Source organism: Streptomyces himastatinicus ATCC 53653 (assembly GCF_000158915.1).
Classification (GTDB): Bacteria; Actinomycetota; Actinomycetes; order Streptomycetales; family Streptomycetaceae; genus Streptomyces; species Streptomyces himastatinicus.
On record NZ_GG657754.1, the window covers coordinates 10,562,130 to 10,575,077 of the forward strand.

The 12,948-nt window shown below is 71.8% G+C and carries 14 protein-coding genes; 13 read left to right on the plus strand and 1 reads right to left on the minus strand.

Features of this window, described 5'->3' with window-relative positions; all coding sequences use genetic code 11:
• Positions 1-49: 49 nt before the first annotated feature.
• The 12 genes from SSOG_RS44475 (at position 50) to SSOG_RS44530 (ending at position 10,525) form a co-directional block, all read left to right on the plus strand.
• Positions 50-1,252, plus strand: coding sequence for an acyl-CoA dehydrogenase family protein (locus SSOG_RS44475; RefSeq protein WP_039940251.1), 1,203 nt, complete (start codon positions 50-52; stop codon positions 1,250-1,252).
• On the plus strand, positions 1,249-2,286 hold the full coding sequence (locus SSOG_RS44480; RefSeq protein WP_009720899.1) for a phosphotransferase family protein: 1,038 nt from the start codon (positions 1,249-1,251) through the stop codon (positions 2,284-2,286). The genes SSOG_RS44475 and SSOG_RS44480 overlap by 4 nt, the downstream gene beginning before the upstream one ends.
• Positions 2,255-3,481 (plus strand): acyl-CoA dehydrogenase family protein, encoded by a 1,227-nt coding sequence (locus SSOG_RS44485; RefSeq protein WP_009720900.1) that lies wholly within the window; start codon positions 2,255-2,257, stop codon positions 3,479-3,481. The genes SSOG_RS44480 and SSOG_RS44485 overlap by 32 nt, the downstream gene beginning before the upstream one ends.
• Entirely contained in the window at positions 3,478-4,254 is a 777-nt protein-coding gene (locus SSOG_RS44490; protein WP_009720901.1) for an SDR family oxidoreductase, read from the plus strand. The genes SSOG_RS44485 and SSOG_RS44490 overlap by 4 nt, the downstream gene beginning before the upstream one ends.
• Positions 4,251-5,030, plus strand: a complete 780-nt coding sequence (locus SSOG_RS44495; protein ID WP_009720902.1) for an SDR family NAD(P)-dependent oxidoreductase — start codon at positions 4,251-4,253, stop codon at positions 5,028-5,030. The genes SSOG_RS44490 and SSOG_RS44495 overlap by 4 nt, the downstream gene beginning before the upstream one ends.
• Positions 5,027-5,776, plus strand: a complete 750-nt coding sequence (locus tag SSOG_RS44500) for an enoyl-CoA hydratase/isomerase family protein (RefSeq protein ID WP_245606529.1) — start codon at positions 5,027-5,029, stop codon at positions 5,774-5,776. The genes SSOG_RS44495 and SSOG_RS44500 overlap by 4 nt, the downstream gene beginning before the upstream one ends.
• 176 nt (positions 5,777-5,952) lie before the next feature.
• On the plus strand, positions 5,953-6,573 hold the full coding sequence (locus SSOG_RS44505) for a TetR-type transcription factor C-terminal domain-containing protein (RefSeq protein ID WP_009720904.1): 621 nt from the start codon (positions 5,953-5,955) through the stop codon (positions 6,571-6,573).
• Positions 6,574-6,860: 287 nt separating this feature from the next.
• A complete protein-coding gene (locus SSOG_RS44510; protein ID WP_009720905.1) occupies positions 6,861-7,229 on the plus strand; it encodes a nuclear transport factor 2 family protein in 369 nt (122 codons plus the stop codon).
• Positions 7,226-7,603, plus strand: coding sequence for a hypothetical protein (locus SSOG_RS44515; RefSeq protein WP_009720906.1), 378 nt, complete (start codon positions 7,226-7,228; stop codon positions 7,601-7,603). Before SSOG_RS44510 ends, SSOG_RS44515 begins: the two co-directional genes overlap by 4 nt.
• Positions 7,604-7,644: 41 nt before the next feature.
• Positions 7,645-7,965 (plus strand): EthD family reductase, encoded by a 321-nt coding sequence (locus SSOG_RS44520; RefSeq protein ID WP_009720907.1) that lies wholly within the window; start codon positions 7,645-7,647, stop codon positions 7,963-7,965.
• A gap of 11 nt (positions 7,966-7,976) precedes the next feature.
• Positions 7,977-9,488, plus strand: coding sequence for a class I adenylate-forming enzyme family protein (locus SSOG_RS44525; RefSeq protein WP_009720908.1), 1,512 nt, complete (start codon positions 7,977-7,979; stop codon positions 9,486-9,488).
• The gene (locus SSOG_RS44530) at positions 9,485-10,525 is read left to right on the plus strand and encodes an MBL fold metallo-hydrolase (RefSeq protein WP_009720909.1); all 1,041 of its coding nucleotides are present in this window, start codon (positions 9,485-9,487) and stop codon (positions 10,523-10,525) included. Before SSOG_RS44525 ends, SSOG_RS44530 begins: the two co-directional genes overlap by 4 nt.
• Before the next feature lie 9 nt (positions 10,526-10,534).
• Here the strand turns inward: SSOG_RS44530 and SSOG_RS44535 are convergent, their stop codons facing one another.
• A complete protein-coding gene (locus tag SSOG_RS44535; protein ID WP_009720911.1) occupies positions 10,535-12,046 on the minus strand; it encodes a serine/threonine-protein kinase in 1,512 nt (503 codons plus the stop codon).
• Positions 12,047-12,153: 107 nt separating this feature from the next.
• Here SSOG_RS44535 and SSOG_RS44540 point away from each other — a divergent pair, with 107 nt between their 5' ends.
• On the plus strand, positions 12,154-12,795 hold the full coding sequence (locus SSOG_RS44540; protein WP_039942811.1) for a hypothetical protein: 642 nt from the start codon (positions 12,154-12,156) through the stop codon (positions 12,793-12,795).
• The last annotated feature ends 153 nt before the right edge of the window (positions 12,796-12,948 follow it).

Sequence of the window (12,948 nt, forward strand, 5' to 3'; positions counted from 1 at the left end):
CCGCCGGACATCCCGCCCGATCGGAGGTGGCACAGAAGTGGCAGAAGAGATGAGCGGCATCCCCGAACCCGAGGAGTTCCGCGCCCGGGCCCGGAAGTGGCTCGGCACCGTCGCCCGGCCCCGCGCCGCCGACGGGGAGTGGGGCAGCGGCTCCGACTCCGTCGCCGTGTTCGACAACTGGACCGAGGAGCAGGAGCGCGAGCACACCGCCCGCGTCCAGGAGTGGGAACGCACCCGCTACGACCAGGGGTGGTCCGCGCTCCACTGGGAGGAGGCCTACGGGGGCCGGGGCCTGCCCGCGTACTACGAGCAGCTCTACCGCGCCGAGGAAGCGGCCTTCGACGTGCCGCACCGCCCCGAGATCTTCCCGGTGACGCAGGCGCTCGTCGCCCCCGCGATCGCCCTCTGGGGCACCGAGGACCAGAAGCGGCGCTGGCTGCGGCCCATGCTGCGGACCGACGAACTGGCCTGCCAGCTGTTCTCGGAGACCGAGGCCGGATCCGACCTCGCCGCGGTGCGGACGAAGGCGGTGCGTGACGGCGAGAACTGGGTGCTGAACGGGCACAAGGTGTGGACCTCCGGAGCCCGCGTCGCCACCTGGGGCGTCGCGGTGTGCCGCACCGATCCCGACGTGCGCAAACACGCGGGCATCACCGTCTTCCTGGTGCGCATGGACGCACCCGGTGTCACGGTACGGCCCATCCGGCAGATGACCGGGGGCACCAGCTTCAACGAGGTCTACCTCGACGGCGTGACCGTGCCCGACACCGACCGGCTCGGCCCGGTCGGCGAGGGCTGGCGGGTCACGCTCAGCGTGCTGGCCGCCGAACGGCTCGACTCCGGCAGCCTCGGCCTCGACAACGCCGACCGGGCCCTGGACCTCGCCGCGCACCTGCCGCGCCCCCTCACCGGCGGCGAACAGCAACGGGCCGCCGACCTCCACATCCGCACCCTCATCCAGCGGCTCATCGGCCTGCGCGTGACCGCCGCACTCGTCGCCGGACGCGAACCCGGTGCGGAAGCCTCGGTCGGCAAGCTGTACGCCACCGAGACCATGCGCCGCACCAGCGACCTGGTGTCCGAACTGCTGGGGCCGAGCCTCGTGGCGGACACGGGGGAGTGGGGCACCTACGCCTGGACGGAACACCTGCTCGGCGCCCCCGGCTACAGCATCGCGGGCGGCACCGACGAGATCCAGCGCACCATCCTCGCCGAACGTGTCCTCGGCCTGCCCAAGGAGCCCACCCGATGAGCACGGCCACCCAAGAGACGCAACTGGCCGCCCGGGTCCGCGAGCGGCTCGCCCGCCACCACCCGGGCGCGTCGGTCGGCGAGCTGACCGTACTGCCGGGCGGCCACTCCGGGCTGACGTACTCGGTCGCGGCGGGCGACGCCCGGTACGTCATCAAGGCGGTGCCGCCCGGACAGCGACCCGTAGGACGCAACGACGTCCTGCGCCAGGCGCGGGTGCTGGGCGCGCTGGCCGGGTCCACGGTGCCGGTGCCGGGCATCGTGGCCGTCGACGAGACCGAACCCGCCTGGTTCGCCATGGACTTCGCCGCCGGGGAGGCCGTCGAACCGGTGCTCGACGAGCACGAGGTGCCCGACGCGACCGCCCGCGCCCGGATGCTGGAGATCACTGGAGTCCTGCGGCGGCTGCACACCACCGATGTCGATACGCCCGGGCTCGGCGCGCCCGCACCCCTCGACGCCGCCGGTGAGCTGGAGCGGTGGAGCCGCACCCTGCACGCCGTACCCTCCGAACTGCGGCCCGGCGGAGAGGAGTTGCTGGCCCGCCTCGCCGGCGACGTGCCGCGAAGCCTCCCGCCGGTGCTGCTGCACGGGGACTTCCGGCTCGGCAATGTGCTGTGCGTGGACGAACGCGCCGTGGCTGTCGTGGACTGGGGAGATCTGGAGCGTCGGCGACCCGCGGATCGACCTCGGCTGGTTCCTGCTCTTCGCCGACCACCGCAACTTCCCCCCGGGCTGGGACACCCCGTGCCCGGGCCTGCCCCGGCGAGACCGAAACTGATGGAAACCTACCGCGCCGGCCGTCCCGCCCCTCCCCGCCATGGACTGGTTCCGGGCACTCGGCCGCATGAAGATGGCCGCGATCATGGGCCACAATCTGCGCCGCCACCGCGAGGGCAAGCACCACGACCCGGACCAGGAACGCCTGCCGCCCACCATCGCCGCGATGATCCGCACGGCACGCGACATCCTCGGCTGATCGCCCCATTGAACAGGAGCAAGCGTGGATTTCGGATTCTCGCCCCGCGCGAGTGAACTCCAGGACCGCATACGGGCGTTCATGGACGAGCACGTCCTTCCCGCCGAAGCGGTGTACGACCGGCAGCTGGCCGAAGCGGACGACCCGCACGCGCTGCCGCCGGTCATGGCCGGGCTGAAGGAGAAGGCCCGCGCCGAGGGACTGTGGAACCTCTTCATGGCCCACGGCGACTGGGGCGCGGGCCTCACCAACCTCGAATACGCGCCGCTCATGGAACTGGCCGGGCGCTCCATCATCGGGCCCGAGGTGTTCAACTGCTCGGCGCCCGACACCGGCAACATGGAACTCCTTGCGCTGTACGGCACCCCCGAACAGCAGGAGCGCTGGCTGCGCCCCCTGCTCGACGCCGAGATCCGCTCGTGCTTCGCCATGACCGAGCCGGAAGTCGCCAGCTCCGACGCCCGCAACATCCGCACCCGCATCACCCGCGACGGCGACAGTTACGTCGTCAACGGCCGCAAGTGGTACACCTCAGGGATCCTCGACCCCGACTGCGAGCTCATCATCCTGATGGGCAAGACGGATCCGGAGGCGCGCACCTACCGGCAGCAGAGCATGCTGCTCATCCCCCGGAACACCCCGGGTATCACGATCCTGCGCGACCTGCCGATGTTCGGCTACACCGACCGGCTCGGCCACGGCGATGTCCTCTTCGAGGACGTCCGCGTACCGGTGGAGAACATCCTCGGCGGCGAGGGCGAGGGCTTCGCGCTCGCCCAGGGACGGCTCGGCCCGGGCCGGATGCACTACGCGATGCGCGCCGTGGGATTCGCCGAGCGCGCCCTTCAGCTGATGTGCGAGCGCGTCACCGCACGCACCGCCTTCGGCGGGCCCCTCGCCGACCGGGGCGTGGTCCGCGAGTGGATCGCCCGCAGCCGCATCGAGATCGAGCAGCTGCGGCTCCTCGTCCTCAAATCGGCCTGGCTGATGGACACCGTCGGCAACGCCGCCGCCCGCATGGAAGTGGCCGCCATCAAGGTCGCGGCGCTGGACGTCGCCCACAAGGTGGTCGACCGCGCGGTGCAGGCCCACGGCGCGGCGGGCGTCAGCGACGACACCGTACTCGCCCGGCTGTACGCCATCACCCGGGCGCTGCGCATCGCCGACGGCCCCGACGAAGTACACCTGCGGACGGTGGCCCGCCAGGAACTGGACAAGTACGCAACGACTCGACCGACGGGAGCAGCGTGAGCACCCACAGCCTCGACGGCAAGGTGGCCGTCATCACCGGCGGATCCCGCGGCATCGGCCTCGGTATCGCCGCCGCCTACCGGGCGGCCGGAGCACATGTGGTGATCGCGGCCCGTAAACCGGCCGGGCTCGCCGAGGCCAGCGAGGAGCTGCTGCGCACCAAGGGCGACGGCGACGTCCACACGGTGGTGGCCAACGCCGGTGAACCCGACCAGGCGGAGGCCTGCGTCGAGGAGACCATGTCCCGCTTCGGCCGCATCGACATCCTCGTCAACAACGCCGCGACCAACCCGTACCACGGCGATCTGCTCGACCTGGACCTGCCGCGCGCGGAGAAGACCACCCGCGTCAACCAGTACGGCATGATCGCCTGGACCCGGTACGCCTGGCGGGCCTGGATGGCCGAGCACGGGGGAGCGGTGATCAACATCGCCTCCGTCGGCGGGCTCATCGTCGATCCGCACATCGGCTACTACAACGCCACCAAGGCCGCCATGCTGCTCATGACCCGGCAGCTCGCGTACGAACTCGGGCCGCGCGCCCGCGTCAACGCCATCGCCCCCGGACTGATCAAGACCGAGCTGGCGCGGGCGGTGTGGGAGGTGCGCGAACCCATCCTCACCGCCAAGCTGCCGCTGCGCCGCCTCGGCACGGTGGAGGATGTGGCGAACGCCGCGCTGTTCCTGGCCTCCGACGCCTCGTCCTGGATGACCGGCCAGACCCTGGTGCTCGACGGCGGCGCCACCGCCCTGCCGATCGGGGTGGAGGGATGAGCGCGCCGCTCGCCGCCGCCGAGCTGTTCTCGCTGCGGGGCCGGACGGCCCTGGTCACCGGCGCCTCCGCCGGACTCGGGGCGCGCTTCGCCACCGTCCTCGCGCAGGCCGGCGCCACCGTGTACGCCGCCGCCCGGCGCCTGGACCGGCTGAAGGAACTCGCCGACTCCGACGCCCGTATCCACCCCGTGGCCTGCGACGTCTCACGGGATGAAGACCGTACGCGGCTCGTGGAGACCGCGCGCGCCGCCACCGGGCACGTCGACATCCTCGTCAACAACGCGGCCGCCTCGGGCGAGACCCGCGCCGAGGACGAATCCCCGGACGCCTTCGCCGACGTCCTCGGCGTCAACCTCACCGCCCCCTTCCACCTGGCACGCCTGGTGGCGGAGACCCCCGCCGGGGACGGCGCGCCGCCCCGGAGCGTCATCAACGTCTCCTCCATCCTCGGCCTGGTCACCGCCGCCCCGCTGGGCGGCGCGAGCTACTCCGCGTCCAAGGCCGGGCTGATCGGGCTGACCCGGGAGCTGGCGGGGCAGTGGGGCCCGCACGGCACCCGCGTCAACGCGCTCGCCCCCGGCTGGTTCCGCACCGAGATGACCGCGGACCTCTTCGGCGACGAGCGCTCCGCCCGCTGGGTCGAGCGCAACACCCTGCTGCGGCGCGGCGGCGACGGGCATGAACTCGACGGCGCGCTGCTGTTCCTCGCCTCGGACGCTTCCTCGTACTGCACCGGGCAGATCCTGACCGTCGACGGCGGATGGACCGCGCGATGAGGGTCGGCATCGAGATGGACGACGGTCTGGCCCGCCTCACCCTGCGCCGCGGCGAGGCGGGCAACGCCATCGACCTGGACATGGCACACGGACTGCTGGACGCGGCACGGACCTGCGCGGCGGAGCGCGTACGGGCCGTCCTGCTGACCGGCGAGGGGAAGTCCTTCTGCGTCGGCGGCGACCTCGGGGAGTTCTCCCGGCTCTCCGGCGCGGCACTGGAGAAGCACCTCACCGCCGTGACCGACGCGCTCCACGACGCGCTGCGCACGTTCGCGGCGGGCGACGCGCCCATGGTGGCCGCCGTCCAGGGAGCCGTCGCGGGCGCGGGGCTCGGCCTGGCCGCGTTCGCCGATGTGACCCTCGCCGCCGACACCGCCTCCTTCACCGCCGCGTACACCGGCATCGGCTACTCGCCGGACGCCGGGGTCAGCTGGTCCCTGCCGCGCCTCATCGGCCCCAAGCGGGCCCTGGACCTGCTGCTCACCAACCGCCGCGTCACGGCGGCCGAGGCCGCGGACATCGGGCTGGTGAGCCGGGTCGTCGCATCCGACCGGCTGACCGACGAGGCCGCGCGCACGGCCGAGGGGCTGCGCCGCGGACCCACTGCCGCCTTCGGCGCCACCCGCCGTCTCGTCGCCGCCGGGCTGACCGCCGACCTCGGCCCGCACCTGGACCGGGAGGCCCGCGCGATCGCCGCCGCGGCCGCCTTCCGACACCGGGCAGGAGGGACGTCGCCGCCTTCCTGAGCAAACGGGCGCCCGACTTCACGCGCGGCGCGAGCAACAGCTGAACGTATGCCCGGAACCCCTGACTCAAGCCGACCCGGGTCGAGCGGAATCAGCCCGAGCCGATTGGCAACTGAGTTCAGCTTGGGGCTACTCTCGGGTACCGACGAAGTGGACGGCGGCCAGGAGACGGGGTCATGGCGACAAGGGTTGAACCGGAAGCGGGACCGAGGTCCAAGCGCGCCGCCATTCTGGCGGCCGCCGTCGACTGCTTCGGCGAGACGGGCTTCGAGGCCACCAAGTGGTCCACCGTGGCGGAACGGGTCGGCATCGGGCAGACGGCGCTCTACCACTACTTCGAGTCCAAGACCCACTGTCTGCTCACGATCATGCGGCTGGAGCTCCAGCGCTCCCACGACAAGTTCTCGGAGACGACCGCGGACGTCACCGACCCGGTCGAGGCCCTCCGGGCGGCCGTGCGCGCGGCATACGACGTCTCCGACCACGAAATCCTCCAGATGCGGATCCTGCACAACCACATGGATCTGCTCTCCGGCCCGCGCAAGTCCAAGCGGGAGGAGGCCGAGCGCGTCGAGGCCCGGCAGCTGGTCCAGCTCGTCGAGCGGGACTGGACGAACCTGCTGGTCCGGGGCATGTCCCAGGGGGTGTTTCCGCTGCGGGACGCCCAGCTGCTGGGCGCGGGTGTGCTCGGCCTGATCGTCAGCGTCTGGCGCTGGTACCGGCCATCGGGGCCCACCCCGCTGTCGGAGATCAGCGACCTGATCGAGGGCGCCTGCGTACGGATGGTCGCCACGTGACGCGCTGAGCGCCCCCGCTCCCTCCTGCCCCCGGTGGACCTTCCGCCGGGGGCTTTGCCATGTCCGCGCCGAGGTCGCGCCGAAGCCGAGTCGAAGGCGCAGGATGGTCTCGTACGGACTCTTGTCAGCCGTATTTCGCCGGGATTACCATGCAAACTGAATTGAACTTGACTCAAGTTGATCTGGGGGCGGCGGCAACGCGGCCCCCTCCCGGCCGCCCCGGCTCTCCCGCCCGGCGACCATCCACCAGACCCTAATGAGCGGCCGCCGACCGAAAGGGCCCCCTCATGGCGTTGCGCGCGTATTTCGCCGGTATGGACAGCCGTCAGCCGGAACAGACACTCGAACTGCTGGAACCCGACTTCCGGTTTCTCATCGCCCTGCCGGGCAAGGAGGTCACCGGCACCTCCAGGGATGACTTCGCCGCGTACATCGCGGGCCGTAACCCCGTGGACCGGACACACGAGATCCTGCGCCACAGCCGGGACGGCGACCTGGAGACCGTATACGGAGTGGTGACCGAGGGCGGGGAGTACGTCGGCTCCTTCCACTCGGCCGCGGTGCTCTCGCCCGGCGGACTCATCGCCCGTTACCAGGCCTTCTTCACGGTTTCCTTCCAGCTGATCGACTGGGCCGGGGAAAGGAGCCGGGTATGACGGGCACCCCGGCGGCGGCCCCCTTCCTCACCGCGTGGTTCGAGATCCTCGACGGCGACGAACCGTCCAAGATCCTCGACCTGATCAGCGACGACTTCGCCCTCTCCATCCTGTTCTCCACCGGCGGCGGCAATGCCACCGACTTCGCCGGGGGCCGCGCCGCCCTGGTCGGCTACCTCGAACAGCGCGAGAAGGGCACCCGCACCCACCACCGGCTGTCGGCCACCACGGTCGGCCGGGACGAATTCTTCCTCGGCGAGGTACGGCGCGCGGGCGTCCCCGAGGCGAGCTTCGTCGCCACCGGGCGGGTGAACGACGACGGGCGGTTGCAGCGCCTGCTGATCGGGCGCTCGTCCGAGATCCGCTTCACCTGAGCCCGACCCCTGACCGCTCATCTGACCTGCGAAGGACCGTCATGTACAACCTCGTCCTGCTGGCAGCACGGCCCCCGGAGTGGACACACGAGCAGTTCATCACGTGGTGGCGCGGCGACCACGCGGAGCTGACCTGCCGCCTGCCCGGACTGCGCAGCTGGCGGCACACCGAGATCGACGCCGCCCTGGAGCCGCGCTCCGAGGGCTGGGACGGCCTCTCCGTCCTCGGCTTCGACTCCCCCGAGGACCTGAAGAAGGCCCTCGCGAGCCCCGAATGGGCCGACGCCGTCGCCCAGGTGGGCGACATGAAGGGCCGCCGCATCGCGGTCATGGGACCCGAGGCGGAGCTGTTCGCCGCCTGAGGAAGGACGAGATGCGACAGGTAGTGCGGGACTTCCAACAGCGGGCCGCCGAGGCCGACTTCGTCGCCGTCATCGACGACACGGGCAGCCATACGGCCCGGCAGCTCCTCGACGAGGCCGAGCGGCTGGCCGAAGCGCTGTCCGCGGGCACGGCCGACGGAGCCGTCGGCACCGTCATGATCCAGGCGGACAACTCATGGCGCACGGTCGCCGCCACCCTCGCCGCGGGCCTCAGCGGCGGGGACGGCGGGGTCATCGCGCTGGTCAACCGACACACCACACGGGCCGAATTCGCCTCCGCCTGGGAGGACATACGCCCGGACGCCGTCGTCGCCGAACCCTCGGCGATCGACGAATGGGCGGTGGCCGAGCGGCTGCCGGGCCCGGAGCGGACCGCGCTCGACGGCTGGACGTGCCGGTCCACACCACACCCACGCGAGGTGTCGCGCTGGTCGGGCGGCGTCCTGATCGGCCTGACCTCCGGTTCGACCGGGCGGCCCAAGGGCGTCGTACAGTCCGAAGAGGCCCTGTGCTACGCGGCCGAGACCACCATCAGCGTCAACGGGCTGTCGCCGGGCGACGCCGTCGCCGCGATCGTCCCGCTGTCGTCGACGGCCGCGTACTGCTTCGGTGTCTATCTCTCCCTGCTGCTGCGCGGGCCGCTCGTCATGACGGCCAAGTGGGACCGGGCCCGCGCGCCGCGGCGCATGGCCGAGGCCGGAGTCCGCTGGACCATGTGCGTGCCGACCATGGTGTTGCAGATGGGCGACGAGGCCGCCGGGTCCGGCATCCTCCGGGGCGTCCGGTCGATCACCGTCGGCGGCGGGCCCATGGACCGCGGAGCCCTGGCCCGGGCCGAACGGTCCCTGGGCACCAGGATCCTGAGAGTCTTCGGCATGTCCGAGTGCCTCGGCCACACCTCGCCGAGCCCCGACGACCCCGAGGAGATCCGGCTCGGCAGGGACGGCCGCCCCTTCCCGGGCACGGACGTGCGCGCGCTCACCCCCGACGGCCGGGTGGCGGGCCCCGGGGTGACCGGCCAGGCACAGGTGCGCGGCCCGTCCCTCTTCCTCGGATACGCCGGTGACGGAAGGGCCGTTCCTCCGGCGCTGACGGAGGACGGCTATCTGCCCACCGGCGATCTGCTGGTCACCCATGAGGACGGCACCCTCACCATCATGGGACGCGAGAAGGACATCATCATCAGGGGCGGCCGCAACATCGACATCACGGAGATCGAGCGCGCGGTCGCGGCCCACCCGCGCGTGGCCCGGGCGTGTGTGGCGCCGGTCCCCGACGATGTCCTCGGCGAACGCGTGGCGCTGCTCGTCGTCACCACGGACGGCGGCCGCATCGACCTGGCCGAGGTGACCGGTTACCTGGAGAGCATCGGACTCTCCAAGACCAAGTGGCCCGAATACGTGTACGGTACCGACGAGTTGCCCCAGACGAAGGTCGGCAAGCTGGACCGGGGCGGGGCCCGGGACCTGGCCGTCAGCCTGCACCAACGAGGAGAAACATGACAGCGCGGTTCGACCAGGGCCCCTGGGCGGCGGCCGGAGTCCAGACCGTACAGCCCGGGGTGCACCGCGTGCCCCTGCCCTTGCCCAACGACGGGCTGCACGCGGTGAACGTCTACCTCCTGGAGGACCTGGACGACGACGGTGGCATCGTCATGATCGACGGTGGCTGGGCGATACCCGAGGCGCGCAAGACGCTCGAGGAGGCCCTCGCCGCCATCGACCGCGACCCCGGCGACATCAGCCACATCCTGGTCACCCACATCCACCGCGACCACTACACCCACGCCGTGGAGCTGCGCCGGCTGCTGGGCTCGCGCGTCTACCTCGGTGCGGGCGAGCGGCCCGGACTGGAGATGCTCGACCGGCTGCGCAGCGACCAGCCCGTCGGCTCGCTGCGCACCCTGCGCGCCGCGGGAGCCGGGGAACTCGCCGACCACATCGAGGCGATGGACCACGGCGGCTACGACCCGAGCGTGTGGGAGGCCCCCGACCGCTGGCTCGGCGCCGAAACCCTCAGCTTCGGCGACCGCGAGCTGCGCGTGGTCCCCACCCCCGGACACACCAAGGGCCATGTGGTGTTCCTGGACGAGCAGCGCGGACTGCTGTTCTCCGGGGACCACGTCCTGCCGCACATCACCCCCTCCATCGGCTTCGAACTGGCCGAACCCGGCGGCCGTCCGCTCGCCGACTACCTGGACTCGCTGCGGCTGATGACCCGGTACGCCGACGCCCGCCTGCTGCCCGCGCACGGGCCGGTCGCCGACAGCGCCCACACCCGGGTCGGCGAACTGCTCGCCCACCATGACGACCGGCTGGCCGCGAGCCTGGCCGCGCTGGGCGAGGACACGCTCGACGCCCACGCGGTGGCGCGGGGGCTCGCCTGGACGCGCCGGGCCGTACCGTTCGGGAACCTGAGCGCCTTCAACCAGATGCTCGCGATCAACGAGACCGCCGCGCACCTGGACGTCCTGGTGCTCCGGGGGCAGCTGACGGTGGCGTTCACCGATGGGGTGAACCAGTACACCCGCGTGCGGTGATGAGCCGCGTCAGTGGGTGCGCAAACCTTCCTTCACCTTGTCGAAGACGGGACGGTAGGTGTCCCATTTCTCGTCGGGCGCCGAGAGGTAGACGTCGTACTCCTTGCCGCCCTCCCGACCGAAGCCGAGGTCGATGGCGCGGAACGTGCGCACCCTGCCGTCGAACGTGCACTCCCAGATCGCCGCGGGCTGCCCCCGGAAGGTGGTGCGGTCCAGGCGCAGTCGCCGGTACACGTCGTAGTTCTTCTTCGTGTTCGCCTCGATGTCCCGGAAGTGCGCCACGGGCGACGGTCCTGCGGGGTTCACCGTGCCGATCGTGATCTCGACCAGGCCGGAAGGATCGATGTACTTGACTCCGTCGCTCGTTCGGCCGCTCAGCTTCCACCCGTTAGGTACGGGGAAGGAGACGCCGAGCTTCTTCTCCTCAACCAGGTGGTATCCGCGGGGCACGGGCGGGGGAGTGGTGGCAGAGGGCTTCGCCTCGCCGCCGCCCTGCTGCCCGTTGCCGTTCGGCCACATGTAGGTGGCACCGGCGACGGCCAGGATCGTGAGCGCCACCGCCGCGGCGCTCCATACCGCGCGGCGCCGCTTACGACGGCCGCCTGTGCGCTCGGGCGTCGCCACGGTCCCGGCCGGTGGCGGGGTGGCGGCCGTGTCCGGGGTGTCCTGGCGCGGGGCCCGGGCCCGCGTCGGCTCCTCCGCCACCACGGACTTCAGCTCCCGCTCCGTCTCCTCCGCCGAAGGACGCTCGTCGGGCTCCTTGGCCAGCAGCGCCTCGATCAGCGGTGCCAGCGGCCCGGCGTGGCGCAGCGGCGGCAGCGGGTCGACGGCGTTGGCGTAGGCCGTCTCGATCGCCGTGTCCCGCCGGAACGGGGGGTGTCCTTCCACCGCTTGGTAGAGCGTCGCGCCCAGCGCCCAGAGGTCCGAGAAGGGGCCGGGCTTCCGGCCCCTGACCCGCTCCGGGGCCATGTACTCGATGGAGCCGATCATCTCGCCGGTCCGGGTCAGCGTCGACGTTCCGCTGGTCACGGCGATGCCGAAGTCGGTGAGGACGGTGCGGTCGTCGGCGCCGAGCAGCACATTGCCGGGCTTGACGTCACGGTGCAACACCCCGGCCGCGTGCGCGGCCCGCAGCGCGGCGACCATGCCCAGGCCGATCCGCGCCGCCTCCTGGGGCGGGACGGTACCGCGCTCCTTGAGCAGCGCGCCGAGGGTGGTGGACGGCACGTACTCCATGACGATGCACGGCAGCCCCTCGTCGTCGTCCACGACGTCATGGACGACGACCACGTTCGGATGCGTGATGCGGGCGGCGCTCCGCGCCTCGCGGCGGGTGCGCTCGTACAGCGTGGAGAGTTCGTCGTCGGAGAGATGGTGCGGAGCGTGGATCCGCTTGAGCGCCACCTGGCGGCCCAGCACATCGTCCTCGGCCCGCCACACCGTGCCCATGCCGCCGCTGCCGATCCGCTCGGTCAGCCGGTACCGATGTGCGACCAGCGGCTCCTTGTCCGACACCAGCATCCCTCTTCGTTCTGACCTGCTCGTGCTCGATGTGCCTCGACACGATAACCGGCGCGAGCGCGCACGCCCCCATGGCCCTCCCCGCCCTGCCGGGTACTGTCCCGCGCATGGCGATGATGACTCAGGCGGACGGCCAGTGGCTGGACCGTGCACTCCAGTTCGCGGGACTGACCTGGACGTACCCGGCCTATGAGGGCCTCTTCGTACGCAACGGCTGGCACCTGCCCGGGCGCGACGGCGAGCCCGTCATCCTGGAGATGGAGATATGGCCACCGCCCGGCGAGGAACGCGACGAGGGCTGGCACCTGTGGATCGGCAACCATCCCGGCTGCGAGGAGGAAGGGGCGGAGGTGGCGTGCGCCCACCCCGGATGCCGGGAGGACCGTGGGGTGCTGATGCCCCTGGCGTACGGCGCGTTCGAGGTGACCGACCCGAGCGGGGAGCCGCTGCCCCTGGACGAGGTCTGGGAGTTCGACGCCTTCACCGGATGGCGGTGGCGGCCGGAGGCCACCGAGGACGACTGGGCCTCCGCCTTCCGGGCGGCCGAGGAACTGCTGCGCGCGCGGCTGGGCGAGCCGGTGTCACGCCCGCCGGACGAGGAGCTGGAGGCCGAGCGGGGTGTGGTCTGGGAGTACGGCGACTCCTCGGTGACCCTCTTCGAGGGCGCTGAGCTGCTGCATTACGGGCAGTACGACTGGATCTGCGTCGATGTGCGCCCCCGGCACTCCGTGAGCCGGGAGGGACTGTAGGAGGCTCACGATCGCGTCAATACCTCGCGCACCACGCCGTCCGGAACCATGCGCCGGTAAATCGCGACCTGTCGGGTGGGGGCCGCCTGGGGCAGGCTGGCCCCGCCGGGCCTTTCGGGGCCGGGCCGCGGACGTAAGAAGGGGCGTGGGACG

Coding starts and splice junctions, on each gene's coding strand:
- SSOG_RS44495 (WP_009720902.1), top strand. CDS start 4,251: ATGAGCGCGCCGCTCGCCGCCGCCGAGCTGTTCTCGCTGCGGGGCCGG.
- SSOG_RS44500 (WP_245606529.1), top strand. CDS start 5,027: ATGAGGGTCGGCATCGAGATGGACGACGGTCTGGCCCGCCTCACCCTG.
- SSOG_RS44535 (WP_009720911.1), bottom strand. CDS start 12,046: ATGCTGGTGTCGGACAAGGAGCCGCTGGTCGCACATCGGTACCGGCTG.
- SSOG_RS44540 (WP_039942811.1), top strand. CDS start 12,154: ATGGCGATGATGACTCAGGCGGACGGCCAGTGGCTGGACCGTGCACTC.
- SSOG_RS44530 (WP_009720909.1), top strand. CDS start 9,485: ATGACAGCGCGGTTCGACCAGGGCCCCTGGGCGGCGGCCGGAGTCCAG.
- SSOG_RS44505 (WP_009720904.1), top strand. CDS start 5,953: ATGGCGACAAGGGTTGAACCGGAAGCGGGACCGAGGTCCAAGCGCGCC.
- SSOG_RS44510 (WP_009720905.1), top strand. CDS start 6,861: ATGGCGTTGCGCGCGTATTTCGCCGGTATGGACAGCCGTCAGCCGGAA.
- SSOG_RS44525 (WP_009720908.1), top strand. CDS start 7,977: ATGCGACAGGTAGTGCGGGACTTCCAACAGCGGGCCGCCGAGGCCGAC.
- SSOG_RS44520 (WP_009720907.1), top strand. CDS start 7,645: ATGTACAACCTCGTCCTGCTGGCAGCACGGCCCCCGGAGTGGACACAC.
- SSOG_RS44480 (WP_009720899.1), top strand. CDS start 1,249: ATGAGCACGGCCACCCAAGAGACGCAACTGGCCGCCCGGGTCCGCGAG.
- SSOG_RS44515 (WP_009720906.1), top strand. CDS start 7,226: ATGACGGGCACCCCGGCGGCGGCCCCCTTCCTCACCGCGTGGTTCGAG.
- SSOG_RS44475 (WP_039940251.1), top strand. CDS start 50: ATGAGCGGCATCCCCGAACCCGAGGAGTTCCGCGCCCGGGCCCGGAAG.